This is a genomic window from Streptomyces sp. NPDC002536 (assembly GCF_053594995.1).
Map to the genome: position 1 here is coordinate 1 of NZ_JBSFWU010000137.1, position 15908 is coordinate 15908.

At 71.8% G+C, this 15908-nt stretch carries 14 protein-coding genes and 1 tRNA gene; 8 read left to right on the forward strand and 7 right to left on the reverse strand.

Annotation, left to right across the window (positions count from 1 at the left end; genetic code table 11):
• Positions 1 to 224: 224 nt before the first annotated feature.
• A complete protein-coding gene (locus ACWD4B_RS31995; RefSeq protein ID WP_451424048.1) occupies positions 225 to 1715 on the reverse strand; it encodes an MFS transporter in 1491 nt (496 codons plus the stop codon).
• A gap of 96 nt (positions 1716 to 1811) precedes the next feature.
• On the opposite strand from ACWD4B_RS31995, the gene ACWD4B_RS32000 reads away from it, so the two are divergent.
• A complete protein-coding gene (locus ACWD4B_RS32000) occupies positions 1812 to 2780 on the forward strand; it encodes a helix-turn-helix transcriptional regulator (RefSeq protein WP_451424049.1) in 969 nt (322 codons plus the stop codon).
• A gap of 89 nt (positions 2781 to 2869) precedes the next feature.
• Here ACWD4B_RS32000 and ACWD4B_RS32005 read toward each other — a convergent pair whose 3' ends face one another.
• Positions 2870 to 3868 (reverse strand): sigma-70 family RNA polymerase sigma factor, encoded by a 999-nt coding sequence (locus ACWD4B_RS32005; protein WP_451424050.1) that lies wholly within the window; start codon positions 3866 to 3868, stop codon positions 2870 to 2872.
• Positions 3869 to 4256: 388 nt separating this feature from the next.
• Here ACWD4B_RS32005 and ACWD4B_RS32010 point away from each other — a divergent pair, with 388 nt between their 5' ends.
• The gene (locus tag ACWD4B_RS32010) at positions 4257 to 4691 is read left to right on the forward strand and encodes a hypothetical protein (protein ID WP_451424051.1); all 435 of its coding nucleotides are present in this window, start codon (positions 4257 to 4259) and stop codon (positions 4689 to 4691) included.
• A 25-nt stretch (positions 4692 to 4716) separates the two neighbouring features.
• Here ACWD4B_RS32010 and ACWD4B_RS32015 read toward each other — a convergent pair whose 3' ends face one another.
• Complete coding sequence (locus ACWD4B_RS32015) at positions 4717 to 5499, reverse strand: dioxygenase family protein (RefSeq protein WP_451424052.1); 783 nt, start codon at positions 5497 to 5499, stop codon at positions 4717 to 4719.
• A 113-nt stretch (positions 5500 to 5612) separates the two neighbouring features.
• On the opposite strand from ACWD4B_RS32015, the gene ACWD4B_RS32020 reads away from it, so the two are divergent.
• Positions 5613 to 6125 (forward strand): MarR family winged helix-turn-helix transcriptional regulator, encoded by a 513-nt coding sequence (locus tag ACWD4B_RS32020; RefSeq protein ID WP_451424053.1) that lies wholly within the window; start codon positions 5613 to 5615, stop codon positions 6123 to 6125.
• 226 nt (positions 6126 to 6351) lie between these two features.
• On the opposite strand, the gene ACWD4B_RS32025 is transcribed toward ACWD4B_RS32020, so the two are convergent.
• Positions 6352 to 7872, reverse strand: a complete 1521-nt coding sequence (locus ACWD4B_RS32025; protein WP_451424054.1) for an MFS transporter — start codon at positions 7870 to 7872, stop codon at positions 6352 to 6354.
• A 112-nt stretch (positions 7873 to 7984) separates the two neighbouring features.
• Complete coding sequence (locus ACWD4B_RS32030; RefSeq protein ID WP_451424055.1) at positions 7985 to 8614, reverse strand: TetR/AcrR family transcriptional regulator; 630 nt, start codon at positions 8612 to 8614, stop codon at positions 7985 to 7987.
• Between the two features lie 202 nt (positions 8615 to 8816).
• On the opposite strand from ACWD4B_RS32030, the gene ACWD4B_RS32035 reads away from it, so the two are divergent.
• Both ACWD4B_RS32035 and ACWD4B_RS32040 read left to right on the forward strand, forming a co-directional pair.
• Entirely contained in the window at positions 8817 to 10067 is a 1251-nt protein-coding gene (locus tag ACWD4B_RS32035) for a M6 family metalloprotease domain-containing protein (protein ID WP_451424056.1), read from the forward strand.
• A gap of 70 nt (positions 10068 to 10137) precedes the next feature.
• Positions 10138 to 10213, forward strand: a tRNA-Arg gene (locus tag ACWD4B_RS32040).
• Positions 10214 to 10312: 99 nt separating this feature from the next.
• Here ACWD4B_RS32040 and ACWD4B_RS32045 read toward each other — a convergent pair.
• Complete coding sequence (locus ACWD4B_RS32045; protein WP_336412933.1) at positions 10313 to 10627, reverse strand: metalloregulator ArsR/SmtB family transcription factor; 315 nt, start codon at positions 10625 to 10627, stop codon at positions 10313 to 10315.
• A gap of 106 nt (positions 10628 to 10733) precedes the next feature.
• Between ACWD4B_RS32045 and ACWD4B_RS32050 the strand changes: the two genes are divergently transcribed.
• Together ACWD4B_RS32050 and ACWD4B_RS32055 are read left to right on the forward strand one after the other, a co-directional pair.
• Positions 10734 to 11309 (forward strand): DUF6542 domain-containing protein, encoded by a 576-nt coding sequence (locus ACWD4B_RS32050; protein WP_451424057.1) that lies wholly within the window; start codon positions 10734 to 10736, stop codon positions 11307 to 11309.
• Complete coding sequence (locus tag ACWD4B_RS32055) at positions 11290 to 12885, forward strand: LCP family protein (protein WP_451424058.1); 1596 nt, start codon at positions 11290 to 11292, stop codon at positions 12883 to 12885. Before ACWD4B_RS32050 ends, ACWD4B_RS32055 begins: the two co-directional genes overlap by 20 nt.
• 78 nt (positions 12886 to 12963) lie before the next feature.
• On the opposite strand, the gene ACWD4B_RS32060 is transcribed toward ACWD4B_RS32055, so the two are convergent.
• The gene (locus tag ACWD4B_RS32060) at positions 12964 to 13521 is read right to left on the reverse strand and encodes an RICIN domain-containing protein (protein WP_451424059.1); all 558 of its coding nucleotides are present in this window, start codon (positions 13519 to 13521) and stop codon (positions 12964 to 12966) included.
• 233 nt (positions 13522 to 13754) lie between these two features.
• On the opposite strand from ACWD4B_RS32060, the gene ACWD4B_RS32065 reads away from it, so the two are divergent.
• The gene (locus tag ACWD4B_RS32065; protein ID WP_451424060.1) at positions 13755 to 15794 is read left to right on the forward strand and encodes a restriction endonuclease; all 2040 of its coding nucleotides are present in this window, start codon (positions 13755 to 13757) and stop codon (positions 15792 to 15794) included.
• The last annotated feature ends 114 nt before the right edge of the window (positions 15795 to 15908 follow it).

Here is a 15908-nt window from a genome sequence, read left to right on the forward strand (position 1 = left end):
AGCTCCAGGCCCGGCGCCTCGTCCATGATGCGGACCACCTTGCCCCGCAGCCTGCGGCCGGCTGCGGTGAGGGTGAGCATCTTCACGCGCCGGTCACGGAACTACTGGGGGCGCGGGGAACTGCGCGAGCAACCACGGACCGCCCGCACCCGACCGACCAGGGGCACCGCCCCGAAAGGGGCGCGGGGAACTGCGCGATCAGCCACGACGGACCCGCACCCGACCTACTCGGCGACCGCCCCCGCGGAGCGCTTCGGCAGCGCGAACATCAGCACCAGGACCACACCCAGCACGCCGGCAACCCACCACATGCCGTGCCGGAACGCAGCGGCAAACGCCTCCCCCGCATGCCCAGAAGCCAGCTTCTGGGCATCCAGCACGTTGAAGAACACCACCGACACCAGGCCCAGCCCCACCGCATTGCCCAGCTGCTGCGTCGTGTTGATGAGTCCGGACGCCGAACCGGAGTGCTCGCGCGGCACCTCGGAGAGGACCGCCTCGGTGAGCGGGGCGACGACGAGGCCCATGCCCAGGCCCATGACGATCAGCGGCGCGGCCATCTGCCATGGCTTGATGCCCGTCCCGTAGTGGCCGGCCTCCCAGATGTAGAGGAGGACGCCGGCCGCCATGGCGAGCGCACCGGTCTGCAGCACCTTGCGGCCGAAGCGCGGCACGAGCTTCTGGACGGACATGCCGGCCGCGACGGACACCGCCAGCGAGAAGGGGATGCCGGTCAGACCCGCGCGCAGCGGGCTCCAGCCCAGCCCGATCTGCATGTACAGCGTCCAGATCAGGAAGAAGATCCCGCAGGCCACGCCGAAGGCGATCTCGACGCCGACGCCGGCGGCGAAGCTCTTGACGCGGAACAGCGAGAGCTCGACGAGCGGGGAGCCGTCCTTGCGGGCCTTGTAGCGCTCGTAGGCGACGAACGCGCCGAAGACGACGACGCTGCCGGCCATGCAGAGGTGGCCCCACAGCGGCCAGCCCAGCTCGCGGCCCTGGGTCAGGGGGTAGAGCAGCATCAGCAGGCCGCCGGTGGCCAGCACCATGCCCACCAGGTCGAGCCGCAGCGCCTTCGGGGCCCGGGACTCGGAGATGTAGCGGCGGCCGAGCAGCAGACCGGCGATGCCGACGGGCAGGTTGACCAGGAAGATCGGCCGCCACTCCAGGCCGAAGAGGTTCCACTGGGTGAGCAGCGCGCCCAGGATCGGGCCGGAGACGGCGCCCAGGCCGACGACGGCGCCGAACATGCCGAAGACCTTGCCGCGTTCGTGCGCGGGGAAGGTGGCGTGGACGATGGCCAGCACCTGCGGCACCATCAGGGCCGCCGTCGCGCCCTGGAACACCCGTGCCGCGACGAGGAGATGGGGGTCGCCGGCTATGCCGCACAGCATCGAGGCGAGCGTGAAGCCGGACATGCCGAGGAGGAAGATCCGCCGCCGGCCGTAGATGTCCCCGAGCCGGCCGCCGGTGATCAGGCCGGCCGCGAAGGCGAGCGCGTAGCCCTCGGTGATCCACTGCAGGATGCTGAAGGAGGCGCCGATGTCCTTCTGGATGCTCGGCATGGCGATGTTGACGATGGTGACGTCGACCAGGTCCATGAAGGACGCGGTCATCACGACCGCGAGCGCCAGCCAGCGGCGGCGGTCGGCCGGGGCCCGGTGCGCGGCCTCGGGGGCCTCGGTGGCCGGCGGATCGGTGGCGGTGACGGACACGCGTGTTGCCTTTCGTGCTGATTTTCCGGGGGTGACCGAAAACCTAACCCGGGTATAGGTCAGTTCGTGTCCTACTTCGCTGGCAGGCTGAGTGACATGACAGACACCCCGGCACGGCTGCTGACCCTGCTCTCGCTGCTCCAGACCCCGCGCGAATGGCCTGGCCGCGAGCTCGCCGAGCGGCTGGGCGTCACCCCGCGCACGATCCGGCGCGACATCGAGCGCCTCCGCGACCTCGGCTATCCCGTCCAGGCGACGATGGGCGCCGACGGCGGGTACCGGCTGGCCGCCGGGGCCGCCATGCCGCCGCTCGTCCTCGACGACGAGGAGGCGGTGGCCATCGCGGTCGGGCTGCGCGCCGGGGCCGGGCACGCCGTCGACGGCATCGAGGAGGCCTCGGTGCGGGCACTGGCCAAGCTGGAGCAGGTGCTGCCGTCCCGGCTGCGGCACCGGGTCGCCACGCTGCAGGCGGCCACCGTGCCGCTGGTGTGGGGTGCGGGGGACGGCGCGACCATCGACCCCCGGGCCCTGACCGTCATGGCGGCGGCCGCGACGGGCCACGAGCGGCTGCGGTTCGCCTACCGCAAGGGGGACGGAACCGAGACGCAGCGGCTCGTCGAGCCGCACCGGCTGGTGAGCACGGGGCGCCGGTGGTACCTGGTCGCGTACGACATCGACCGCGAGGACTGGCGCACGTTCCGGGTGGACCGGGTCAGCGAGCCCTTCGCGACGGGCGCGCGGTTCGCCCCGCGGGAGCTGCCGGCGGCGGACGCGGCCGAGTTCATGAGCCGCTCGATGTCGCGGAGCCAGCCGGTCTACCGGGTCGTGGCGGCCCTGCACGCCCCGGCGGAGTTCGTGGCGGCCCGGATGCCGCAGTCGGTCGGCACGCCGGTGCCGACGGGCGAGGACAGCTGCCGGCTGGAGTTCGAGACGTCCGACTCGCTGGAGTGGATCGCCATGCGACTGGCCTTGATCGACTGCGAGTTCGAGGTGAGCGAGCCGCCGGCCCTGGTGGATCACCTGCGGGAGCTGGGCGCCCGGCTGGGCCGGGCGGCAGGCGCGTAGCCCGCGCCCGTACGGGGACGGAAAAGGACCCCGACGCAGGGGGGGAGGCGCCGGGGCCCGTCCTTGGGGTTGCTTCCAGGCTATGCCGTTCAGGCCGCTGCGTCGAACCCCGTGTCGTGGGCCATCTTCTTCAGCTCCAGCAACGCGTGCTTCTCGATCTGCCGGATGCGCTCGCGCGTGAGCCCGTGCTGCTTCCCGACCTCGGTGAGCGTCCGCTCACGCCCGTCGTCGATGCCGTAGCGCGCCTTGATGATCGACGCGGTGCGGTGGTCGAGACGGCCGATCAGGCCCTCCAGTTCCTCGCTGCGCAGCAGGGCGATCACCGACTGCTCCGGGGAGACCGCGGAGGTGTCCTCCAGCAGGTCGCCGAACTGGGTCTCGCCCTCGTCGTCCACGGACATGTTCAGGCTGACCGGGTCGCGGGCCCAGTCGAGGACGTCGCCGACGCGCTCGGGCGTGGTGTCCAGCTCGGCGGCGATCTCCCCGTGCTCGGGGTCGCGGCCGTGCTCCCGGTTGAACTCGCGCTGCACCCGGCGGATCCGGCCGAGCTCCTCGACGAGGTGGACGGGGAGCCGGATCGTCCGGGACTGGTCGGCTATGGAACGGGTGATGGCCTGGCGGATCCACCAGGTCGCATACGTGGAGAACTTGAAGCCCTTGGTGTAGTCGAACTTCTCCACGGCGCGCACCAGGCCCGCGTTGCCCTCCTGGATGAGGTCGAGGAGGGGCAGTCCGCTGCGCGGGTAGCGCCGGGCCACGGCGACCACCAGGCGGAGGTTCGACTTGATGAAGACGTCCTTGGCGCGGGCGCCCTCGGCGGCGATGGCCTCGAGTTCCTCGCGCGAGGCGCCGGCGGCCTTGGCGTCCTCCGGACCGTCGAGTATCTGCTGGGCGTACACGCCCGCTTCGATGGTCTGCGAGAGCTCGACCTCCTTGGCGGCGTCGAGCAGGGGCGTACGCGCGATCTCGTCGAGGTACATGCCGACCAGGTCGCGATCGGCGATCTCCCCGCCCGAGGCGCGAACACTGCTGGCCTCGTCGGCCCCCGGAGAGGCGGTCTTACGACGGGCGACGGCACGGGTTGCCATGCGTGCTCCCTTGCGATGAGTGGGTCGCGGGATGGAGACGGTGCCCCTGACGGGTGGCCGTCCGAAGGAAACAACGGCTGGAATCAGGACAGAATTCCCAGGGACGTCTTCTTTTTTGTGATCATGCAGTACCCTGTCCGGCCGCAAGGGGGCCCGCGGGGCGTCACAGGCGGGAAAACCGCAGGTCGGACGGGGACTCGGCCAGGGGTGAACCGGCGGGCGGCGCTGCCCCTCGGCCCTCGGCGGGCTCCGGTTCCTGCCCCCGTAGACGCCGTGCACCGGCCGCCGGTTGCCCGGAACACCCCCGGACGGGCGGACGCACCGTGATCGATTTGCCGGGCCCGCGGGACGGGTGTGCGCTGGTGACATCCGGCGAGAGGAGCCCGTCATGCCGGCACACGCCGCCCACGAGGGCCCGGGCCCGGTGGCCCGCCGCACACATCTTCCGCAGACCCGCCGCACCGCGGAGGCCGGTCACGCGGCCCGATGGGAATGGGCCGCCCCCGTCACCGGCGGCGTCGCCCTGGGCCTCTACGCCGTCTTCATCTCCTCACAGCACGGCGGCTCCACGCTGCACGCGTGGCTGGTGGGCATCGTCGCCGCGCTGGTGTCCATCGCCGTCGGGCACGTCCTGATCCGCGAACGGCACCGGATGGTCGCCGAGGTGCGCGCCGCGGCCTTCGGTGCGCTCTTCGGCATCTCCATGGGCTTCCTCTACAGCCTGGCCGGGCCGACCGCGCTCCGGGCGTCGGAGATCGGTCTCCTGATGGGGCTGGGGATGGGCCTGGTCTCGTACTACGTCTTCTACCTGCACGAGCACTGAGGCGACGCGCCCCGCACCCGAAGCCTCACCCGAACTGAACGGACCGCTTCGCGAGCCCGCCCCAGAACCCGTCGATCACACTCCGCCCGCTGCCCAGCTCACCCTCGGCCGCGCCGAGCGTGACGAAGAGCGGGGCGAAGTGCTCGGTGCGCGGGTGCGCAAGCCCCGCGCCGGGCGCGGCATGCGCAAAATCCAGCAGCGCATCCACGTCCTGCGCCTCCAACGCCTCGCGCCCCCACGCGTCGAACTCCGCCGACCACGCAGGCGGCAACGGCCCGGCATGCCGCAAGGCGGCCAGGTTGTGGGTGAAGAAGCCGCTGCCGACGATCAGCACGCCCTCGTCGCGCAACGGCGCGAGCCGGCGGCCCAGTTGCAGCAGCCGCTGCGGGTCGAGCGTGGGCATCGAGAGCTGCAGTACGGGGATGTCGGCGTCGGGGTACATCTCGACGAGCGGGACGTACGCGCCGTGGTCCAGTCCGCGGTCCGGCAGGTCCTGCACGGGCGTGCCGGCGCCGCGCAGCGTCCTGCGGATCCGGTCGGCCAGCGCGGGGGCGCCCGGGGCCGCGTACTGCACCCGGTAGTAGCGCTCGGGGAAGCCCCAGAAGTCGTACACCAGCGGCACCGTCGTGGTCGCGCCCAGCGCGAGCGGGGCCTCCTCCCAGTGCGCCGAGATCATCAGGATCGCGGTGGGCCGGGGCAGCCCGGCGGACCAGTCCGCGAGCTGACGGGTCCAGAGGGCGTCGTCGGCCAGCGGCGGGGCGCCGTGCGAGAGATAGAGGGCGGGCATCCGCCCGGAGGTCGCTGACATGACACACTCCCGGCTTGCTACTTGAATTCTCAAGCTCTATGGGAGACCTTATCCCGTACTAATTGAAAGTTCAAGAAACAAGGTGGTGTGCAGGAAGTGGAACAGTGGATGCCATGACCAACCGACCCGCATCGGACGACATCGCGGAGGAACCGCGCTGGCTCACCGAAGACGAGCAGTCCGCCTGGCGTGCCTATATGCACGCGTCCCGGCTCCTGGAGGACCACCTCGACCGTCAGCTCCAGCGCGACGCCGAGATGCCGCACGTCTACTACGGACTGCTCGTCCAGCTCTCCGAGGCCCCGCGCCGCCGGATGCGGATGACCGAACTCGCCCAGCAGGCCAAGATCACCCGCTCCCGGCTCTCGCACGCCGTCGCCCGCCTGGAGAAGAACGGCTGGGTGCGCCGCGAGGAGTGCCCGTCCGACAAGCGCGGGCAGTTGGCAGTCCTCACGGATGCGGGCTACACGATGCTGAGCCGCTCGGCGCCGGGCCATGTGGCCGCGGTGCGCGGGGCGGTCTTCGACCGGCTCACGCCGGAACAGGTCAGACAGTTCGACGAGGTGTGCCGGATCATCGCGACGGGCCTGGAGCCGGAGGGCGCGGACCTGCCCTGGCTGCGCTGACCTGCGCCCCGCAGGGGCGCGCCCCGTCAGGGGCGCGGGGAACTGCGCGAGCAACCACCGACGCGCCCGCAGCCGACGTCCCCGGGACGGTGCCTCGACTGCAGGCCGGTGGGGGCTGGTCGCGCAGTTCCCCGCGCCCCTGACGGGGCACCGTGGTGCGGCACGGCAAGGGCCCTTGCCGGAACCGGAGTTCCCGCAAGGGCCCTTGCCTGCAGCACTGCACCGGTCAGTGCGCCATCACCGGAACCGCATCCTCGGCCGCAGCCTCCCCCGCACCGCCGGACGCGGCGGTGGAACCGTCGCCGCCCGGGCGGTGGTTGACGAAGGTCAGCGCGATCAGCGCGGACAGCGTGAGGATGCCGGCCGCCCACCAGATGGCGGTGGTGTAGCCGTGCACCGCCGACTGGAACTGCAGCAGCTTGGGGTCAGCTGCGGCGGCGGGCGTCATGTGCGACTTGAGGTAGTCGGTGGTCGCGCTGGCGGCGATCGTGTTCAGCAGGGCCGTACCGATCGCGCCGCCCACCTGCTGCGAGGTGTTGACCATCGCGGAGGCGACACCCGCGTCCCGCGGCTGCACGCCGATCGTGGCGAGGCTCATGGCGGGCATGAAGGCCGTGCCCATGCCGAGGCCCATCAGCAGCAGCGAGGGCAGGATGCCGGTGGTGTACGAGGTGTTGAGGTCGATCCGGGTGAGCAGCACCATGCCGAGGGCGGCGAGCAGGAAGCCCGGGCCCATCAGCCAGCGCGGCGGCACGCGGTTCATCAGCCGGGCGCCGACCTGGGTCGAGCCGGTGATCATCGTGGCGATCATCGGGAGGAAGGACAGACCCGTCTTGACCGGGCTGTACCCCCGGGTGACCTGCAGGTAGTAGGTCAGGAAGAGGAACAGGCCGAACATGCCGATGGCGGCGAGGCCGAGCGCGGCGTAGACGCCGCCGCGGTTGCGGTTGGTGACCACGCGCAGCGGCAGCAGCGGCGCCTTCACCTTCGACTCCACGACCACGAAGGCGAGCAGCAGTACGACGGCAGCGATGAAGAAGCCGATCGTGGCACCGGCCGTCCAGCCGTCCGTCTCCGCGCGGGTGAAGCCGTACACGAGCGAGACGAGACCGAGGGTGGCCAGGATGACGCCCGGGACGTCCAGGCGGGAGGAGTTGCGGCTGCCCGCGGGCTCACGGATGACGGCTATCGCACCGGTCGCGGCGACGATGGCGAAGGGGATGTTCACGAAGAACGTCCAACGCCAGTTCAGGTACTCGGTGAACACGCCGCCGAGGATCAGGCCGACGGCGCCGCCGCCACCCGCGATGGCACCGAAGATGCCGAACGCCTTGGCACGTTCCTTGGCCTCGGTGAACATCACGGCGAGCAGCGACAGGGCGGCCGGCGCCAGCAGTGCTCCGAAGACGCCCTGCAGGGCGCGGGCGCCCATCAGCATGGACGTGTTGACCGCGGCGCCGCCGATCGCCGAGGCGGCGGCGAAGCCTACGAGGCCGGTGACGAACGTGCGCTTGCGGCCCCACATGTCGGACACCCGGCCGCCGAACAGCAGCAGCCCGCCGAAGGCGAGGGCGTAGGCCGTGATGACCCACTGCCGGTTCCCGTCCGAGATGCCGAGGTCGGTCTGGGCGGAGGGCAGGGCGATGTTCACGATGGTGGCGTCGAGGACGACCATCAGCTGGGCGAGGGCGATGAAGACGAGCGCTTTCCAGCGCCGGGGATCGGCATGGGGGGCGGTGTGTGACATGGCGGGGCCTATCTGGCGTGGCGGGGTGCGAAATCTGCGAAGGACCGGGGCTGTTGGAGAACGATGACACGAGGCACTGACAACGGGCCGGGCAACGGCCCGGCGTGCGGCCTCACTTCTGGCGCAGGTCCTCCAACGTGACGGCGGCACCGGGAAGCCGGGAGCGGGCGGGGGCCATCAGCCCGTCGAGGAAGATCTGCAGGTGCCGGTGCACGAACTGGTCGAAGTCCATGCAGCCGGTCCCCGGCAGGGGCCTGGTGAGCTGGGTGATGGCCACCATCAGATCGCCGACGGAGATGTCGGCGCGGAGCTGGCCGGCCTCGCGGGCTGCGGCCATGAGCGCCTCGATCCCCTGGTCGAGCCGCTCGCGCGCCGCGATGTGCTCGACGTGGCTCTTGTCGACGCCCTCGGCGAGCAGCGGGCAGAGCGCCCCGATCCGCTCGTCCGCCGCGGCGTGGACGAAGCGCCTCAGCGCCAGGAAGGCATCGGGCTCCTCGGCTCGTGCCGTCTCGGCGCGGTCCGCGAGACGGGCCATGACCGAGAGGGTGACGTGATGGATCAGCTCGCGGCGGTCCGCGAAGTGCCGGTACAGCGTGGCATTGCCGACCCCGGCGCGTCGAGCGATTTCGTCGAGCGAGGATTCGGCGCCGTGCTCGACGAGCGCCTCACGGGCGGCCGAAATGATCCGCTCGCGGTTGCGAAGAGCATCGGCGCGAAGGCGGGGCTGCGGGACGGCGGCCACGGGCGGCTCCTCCTCGGGTGGAATGAAGATCCGGGGACGAGCTCCCCGTTTGACAGAGACGCTCACTTAAACGGGGAGCGGCTCCCCGGATATTTCGGCACGGCCGGGTGAGCCGTGTCACACCACGCTCCGGGCCACCGCCGTCACGCGTCTGCCGCAGTCCGGGGAGCGGTCCGGCCCGGCACAGCACAGGGTGAAAAGCATGAAGACCCTGGTCGTCGCGGTCATGGCGGTGACGGTGCTGGCGCTCACGTCCCCCGTGCCGTCCGAGGCGGATCCGTACACGCCGGACACCGCGGGCACCCCCGCGGCGGACCGGGGCCGGCGCCCGTCCGGCCCCTGCGCCCTCCGCACGGTCACCCAGAACGTCTCCGAGGGCGCCCGCACCCCGTACGGCTACGCGCGCTCCAGCGGAACGGTGCGGGCGGTCACCCTCTTCATCGACTTCCCCGACGCCCGGGCCAGGATCACCCCGAAGGAGCGCTACGCGGAGTTCTTCCCGGCCGTCGCCGACTACTTCCGCCACAGCTCGTACGGCCGCCTCGACTACCGCTCGACCCCGTTCCTGCACTGGATCCGCATGGCGCACCCGTACCGCTGGTACGGCATCAGCCGCGGCTCGGCCTTCGACCCGAACCACGACGACGGCTACCACGCGATCTCCAAGGAGATCCTCGCGGCGGTCGACGACCGGGTCGACTTCTCCCGCTACGACCTGATCAACGTCCTGGCGGCCCCCAACGCCGGACCGCCCGCCGTGCAGGACGTCCGCTCGGTGACCTTCGCCGGCGCCGCCACGGGCCTGGAGACCTACGACGGCACGCCTTTCCGCAACGTCTCCTTCATCTGGAGCCGGCAGACCGGCGACAGCCCGTACCGCGTCCTCACCCACGAGAACGCCCACAGCTTCGGCCTCCCCGACCTCTACACCGCCGGCCGCAGCCGGGCGGTCCGCACGCCCGTGGGCCACTGGGACCCCATGGACGAGGACTGGGGCCCCTCCAACGACTTCCTCGCCTGGCACAAGTGGAAGCTGGGCTGGCTGGCCCCGCGCGAGGTCCACTGCCTCGACCGTCCGGGCACCCGGACCGTCACCCTCGCCCCGACCTCCCGCCGCGGCGGCGCCAAGCTCGCCGTGATCCCCCTCTCCCCCACCCGCGCGATCACCCTGGAGGCCCGCGCCCCCGGCCCCCTGGACCACACGGTCTGCCGCCCCGGCGTCCTGGTCACCACGGTGGCCTCGGACCTCCCCTCCGGCGCGGGCCCGGTCCGCGCCTCCGACGCCACCCCCGGCAGCGCGGGCTGCTACACCACGGACCCCAACGTGAGCGCCTCTCTCTCGGACGCCCCCTACCGCGCGGGCCAGCGCTGCACGGCACCCGGCGTCACGATCGACGTCCTGCGCCAGGAGCGCGACGGCACGTGGCGGGTGCGGGTGAAGCGGTGGGACTGAGGCCCGCCGATCCACCACCTTGCCGACCTGCCGCCCGCCCCGGCCCACCCGCTACACTGACGGCTGCCCCGCCTCCGTAGCTCAGGGGATAGAGCACCGCTCTCCTAAAGCGGGTGTCGGCAGTTCGAATCTGCCCGGGGGCACCAGCACAAGTACCCCCCAGCCGGGACCGGCTGAGGGGCGCTTTGCATTTCTGATGGATCGTCACATACTGCGCGTCGCAGCCGGACCCCGGCGGAACCGGATCAGGCCGACAGCCCGCCGGCCTGCGACGGCCCCATCATCGTCTCCACCACGACCGCCAGCCGCGGATCCGTCACCGCGTAGATCTGGTGCCGGCCCTCGCTGCGGGAGCGCACGGCACCGGCGAGTTTCAGCCGGGCCAGGTGCTGGCTGACGGCCTGGGGGCGGGCGCCCACGCGGCGGGCCAGTTGTGTGACATCGCTCTCGCGGCGGGCCAGTGCCCATACGATGTGCAGGCGCAGCGGAGAAGACAGCAGACCGAACTTCAGGGCCGCGGCGTTGAGCGCCTGCTCCGAAGGCTCCCCAGGTGCCGCCATCGGCGTGGCTCCTCCCCCTTCTGCGGTTGCGTTCACGGGATTCCTCCCGGACACCCGCACAGCCTAGCCGGAACACTTGCTACATTGCGCAACTATGCAACCCGGAATGCCCACGGCAGGTCAGCGGGCCGCAGCTCCGAACAGGGCGGCGAGGCCCTCGCCGGACCCGGCCGCCTCCCGTCCCCGCGCGCAAGGATCACGCCGGGTACCGGCCCCTCGGGGCCGGGCGGCGGGGGCGCGCGGCGGAAGAAGCGGAAGCGGAAGAACGCGGGCGCAGGCCCGCAGAGCGGTACTGGTCGCTCTGGTGCTGCCGGTGATCGGAGCCTTCGCCGACGAGCTGGTCACCTCCTCGCTGGGCTGGATCTTCGCGCTCACGGCGGTCGCCGGGGCGGTCCTGGCGGCGTGGACCTGCTCGCGGGCGGGTGCCTGGTGGGTCGCGTACGCGCCGCCCCCCGTGGTGCTGCTCGTCACCGTGGCCGCCGAGCTGACGGCGGGCCCGAAGGACTCCCAGGCCAAGGGGGCCACCACCGGGGCCGTCCACTGGGCGATCGACGCCTTCCCGGCGATGGCGGCGGCCGAGGTCGCGCTGTTGCTGGTGCTGGCGGTGCGGTGGATGCAGGTGAGGCGAGGCATGACGTCCGGCCGAGGGACGAGGAAGAGCGGTGCGTACCGTGCGCGATAAACCGGGCGCCGAGCGGCGCACCAGCAGCAACAGGCCCGGCAGCCGCCGTACGCCCCGCCGCCGGGGCGGCAGCGGTCCGCGCACCCCCCGCGGGGTGATCGTCGGACGCACCGTGGCCGGCCTGACCTCGGCCGCCGTGCTGGCGACCTGCGGGGTCTCCTGGGCCGCGTACCACTGGATCACCAGTGGCCTGAACACCTCCGACGCGCTCGGCAAGGTGGGCCGCAAGCACCTCGACAACTCGGTCAACCTGCTGCTGATCGGCCTCGATTCGCGCAAGGACATGAACGGCAACGACCTGCCGAAGGAGTTCGTCCAGGACGAACTCCACGCGGGGTCGAGCGACATCGGCTACTACAACACCAACACCCTGATCCTGATGCACATCCCCGCCGACGGCGGGAAGGTCCAGGCGTTCTCCATCCCCCGGGACGACTACGTCCAGACGTTCAACGGCGACGGTTCGACGCAGGGGCACTACAAGATCAAGGAGGCGTACTCCAACGCCTACACGGGTGCCCGGGAGCGGCTCTACAAACAGGGTGTGAAGGGCGCCGACCTGGAGGCGGGTGCCCGCGAGGCGGGCCGCGAGGCCACGCTGGCGACCGTGCAGAACTTCCTCGACGTGCCGATCGACCACTTCGCCGAGGTCAACCTGCTGGGCTTCTACGACATCGCCAAGGTGCTCCAGCCCATCCAGGTGTGCCTCAAGCACCCGGTGAAGGACCGCTATTCGGGCGCCGACTTCCCCGCCGGCCTCCAGGAGGTCAACCCCCGGCAGGCGCTGGCCTTCGTGCGCCAGCGGCACGGCCTGGACGGCGGCGACCTGGACCGCACCCACCGCCAGCAGGCGTTCCTCTCCTCGGTCACCCACAAGCTGAAGTCCGAGGGCGTCTTCGACAGCCTGGGCAAGCTGCAGGGTCTGTTCGGCGTGGTGAAGAAGGACCTGGTCATCGACAGCAAGCTGAACGTCATCGACTTCGCCCAGCAGGCCACCAACCTGACCGGCGGCAAGGTCGAGTTCAACACGCTGCCGACGGAGGGCTCGGCCACGCGCAACCACGAGGACGTGCAGCTGGTGAACCCGGAGAAGATCCGGGCACTGGTGCAGGAGCGGTTCGGCCACGGCACGTCGTCGGCCTCGCCGAGCGCGGGCGGGTCGTCCGCCCCGGCGAAGCCCGCGCCCGGCACCGTCGACGTGCTGAACGGCTCGGGCCGGACGGGCGCGGCGGCCGTGGAGCTCAAGGCCCTGAAGGACGCGGGCTATACGGAGGGCCGTGCGTCCAACACGGCGCCCCAGCCCCACACCACCGTCGTCTACGGCAAGGGCGCGGATGCCGCGGCCCAGCAGATCGCGGGGCGCCTCGGCGTGACGGCGGCCCCGCTGGCCAGCCCGACGATTCCGGCGGGCCATGTGCAGGTGACACTGGGGCAGGACTTCACGGGGACGTCGGCGGGCGCGAGCTCGTCGCCGAGCCCGTCGGATTCACCGTCCGATGCGGCGAGCTCGTCGCCCTCGGACGACAAGTTCGCGGGTGATGCGGTGAAGGAGGGCGGCATCCCCTGCGTCAACTGACGCGATCCGGGTGATGTGATCCGAGGTGCCGGGGGCGGCAGCGCTGCCGTCCCCGGCCCCGGTTCCGGACGTGCCGGATCAGAAGTTCCAGAAGTGGTCCGGCCAGTCACCGCACGGCCACTGGATGATCTTCTCGCCCTGCGCCATGCTCGCGCCCGGAACGGCCAGGCACTGGCCGCTGTTCCAGTTCACCAGCCGCATGCCCCTGCCGGTGTACTCGACGCCCCAGAAGTGGTCCTTCCAGTCGCCGCAGGGCCACTGGATGACCTGGATGCCGGGCGTGGTGCTGGCGCCCGGCACGGCCAGGCACTGCCCGCTGTTGAGGTTGCGGATGTGGAAGTAGCTGCGCCCACCGCTGTTGAAGGCGTACTCGAACTGCCAGAAGTGGTCGCGCCAGGTGCCGCAGCCCCACTGGATCAAACCGATCCCGTTCTGGGTGCTCGCGCCCGGGACGGCCAGGCAGTGGCCGCTGTTGGCGTTGCGGATCCAGCCGTAGTCGACCGCGCCCGCGGGTCTGGACGAGCGCTCCGGGCCCTGGGGCGCCGCGGAGGCCTGGGTCGTACCGGTCACGACGGCGCCGAGCACGAGCGCTGCTGCGGCGGCCAGGATGCCGGGAAGGCGATAGTGCGACTTCATGTGTCCTCTTCTCTTCGTGGAGTGGACCAGGAGCCGTACTGCGCGCGCGGTGCGCAGGCTATAGCCGAAGCCCGCGGGACGGCAGTCGCAGCGGGCGCCACTGCCAAGTTGGCGCGAACACGGCGCCCTTGGCGGTGCCCGCCACCGCCGGGTCCTGACACTGACTCAGCCCTCGGACCAACCCCCTAAAATTGCCTCGTAACCGCTGGTCAAGGGGGAGGGATGGGTCCGCAATGAGTCGGCGCTCCAACGGGCTGATGGGGATCTGGGCCGAGGCCCAGCGGCAGCAGCAGCGGCAGCAGGAGGCGCGGCAGCGGGCCGCGGTGCAGGCGCAGCGGGAGGCCGAGCGGCAGCAGCGGTCCCTGGAGCGGGAGCGGGCCCGGCAGGACCGGGAGCAGCGGCAGGCGTACCGGCAGAGCCGGGAGGCCGAGGTCCGGCGGCGGAACGAGGAGCTGGACGCCCAGGTCGAGGCGCTGGCCTCGCTCCTCGCCACGGGCTGCCGGGCGCCCGCCTTCAGCACCGCCGCCCTCGCCCGTCCCGAGCAGGTGCCCGCCTTCGCCCCCGGGCACCTCGGGCAGCCCGTGGCCATGCCCGACCCCAACCGGTACCGCGGGTTCGGCACCCGCGCCCAGTACGAGCGCGACCGGCAGGCGGCGCAGGCCGCCGAGGCGCAGCGGCAGCAGCAACTCGCCGCCTACCGGCAGCAGTACGAGCAGTGGGCCGGTGCCCAGCTGCAGGAGATCCGGCAGTACAACGCCGGGGTCGGCGAGCTCGTCGCCGCCCTGCGGCAGGACGACCCGGACGCCGTCGTCGAGTACTTCTCGGCCGCCCTCTACGCCTCCGCCCGGCCCGACGACTTCCCCCACCGGCTCTCCGCCGCCTACGACCCCGGGCCCCGGCAGCTGGTGGTCGACTGGGAGCTGCCCGGCCCGGGCGTCGTGCCGGCCGTGAAGTCCGTGCGCTACATGGCCACCGCCGACGAGGAGAAGGAGACCGCCCGGCCCGTCACCCAGCGCCGTGCGATCCACCGGGACCTGCTCGCGCAGTGCGTGCTGCTCGCCGTGCACGAGCTGTTCGCCGCCGACGAGTTCGGGATGCTGGAGTCCGTCGTCCTCAACGGGTTCGTCGACGACCACGATCCGGTCACCGGGCAGCGTGCGCAGATCGTGCTCGCGTCCGTGTCCGCCGCCCGGCCGGTCTTCTCGGGGCTGCGGCTGGCGCAGGTCAGTGCCGTCGACTGTCTCGTCGAGGGGCTCGGCGGACAACTGTCCGCCCGGCCGGACCAGTTGGCCGCGGTGCGGCCCGCGCGGCAGCCCGGCGACGTGGGCCGCGGGGTGGTGTCGCACGGCGGGGACGACGACCCGGACCTCTTCGAGATGGACCCCATCGCGTTCGAGGCGCTCGTCGCCGAGCTCTTCCGGGCCCGCGGCATGCAGGCCGTGATGACCCAGCGGTCGAACGACGGCGGCGTCGACGTCGAGGCCCTCGACCCCGACCCGATCAGCGGCGGGCGGATCATCGTGCAGGTCAAGCGGTACCGGAAGACCGTGCCGCCGACCGCCGTCCGCGATCTCTTCGGGACCGTGCAGGGCGCCGGCGCCAACAAGGGCGTGCTCGTCACCACCTCCGGGTTCGGGCCCGGGTCGTACGCCTTCGCCAACGGGAAGCCGCTCACGCTGGTCTCCGGCGAGGAGCTCGTGGGGCTGCTGCAGGAGCACGGCCTGCGGGGGCGGCTGGGCCCCGGGAGCAGCGCGCCCGGACCGGCTCCCGACGGGCCCGAGGCGTCCGGCGGCCACAACATCCTCGGCATGTCCTGGTCCGGCCGCGTCGCCCTCGACGTGTGCGCCCTCGTCTGCGCCGGCGACCGGGTCCTCAGCGACGATCACTTCGTCTTCTACAACAATCCCCGCACACCCGACGGCGCCGTCCGCGCCGCCGCCCCCTCCGCCGCGGACAAGGCCGCCCTGCGCGTGGCCTTCGAGGCGCTGCCCGCGCGGGCGGACCGGCTGGTGCTCGCGGCCGCCATAGACCCGGCCGTGAACCCGGACGCCGATCTCTCCGGCTTCACCGACGCCCGGATCCGGCTCGCGGACGCGGCCGGGAGCGAGCTCGGGCAGCTGGAGGTGTCCGACGGCCGGGCCGGCGAGACCGCGCTCGTCCTCGGGTCCTTCCGGAAGCGCGCGAGCGGCGACTGGGACTTCGTCGTGGGCGGGAAGGGGTACGCGGGAGGGCTGGAGGCGCTGGTGCAGGAGTTCGGCATCGAGGTGGCGTAGAGCCGTGGGGGCCCCCCCAAGGGCCCGCCCGTCAGACGCACCACCCACAGTACGCGCCCACTAAAACCAAAAAACAACAAATAAAAAAAATAAAACAAAAAAAAAAAAAAGATA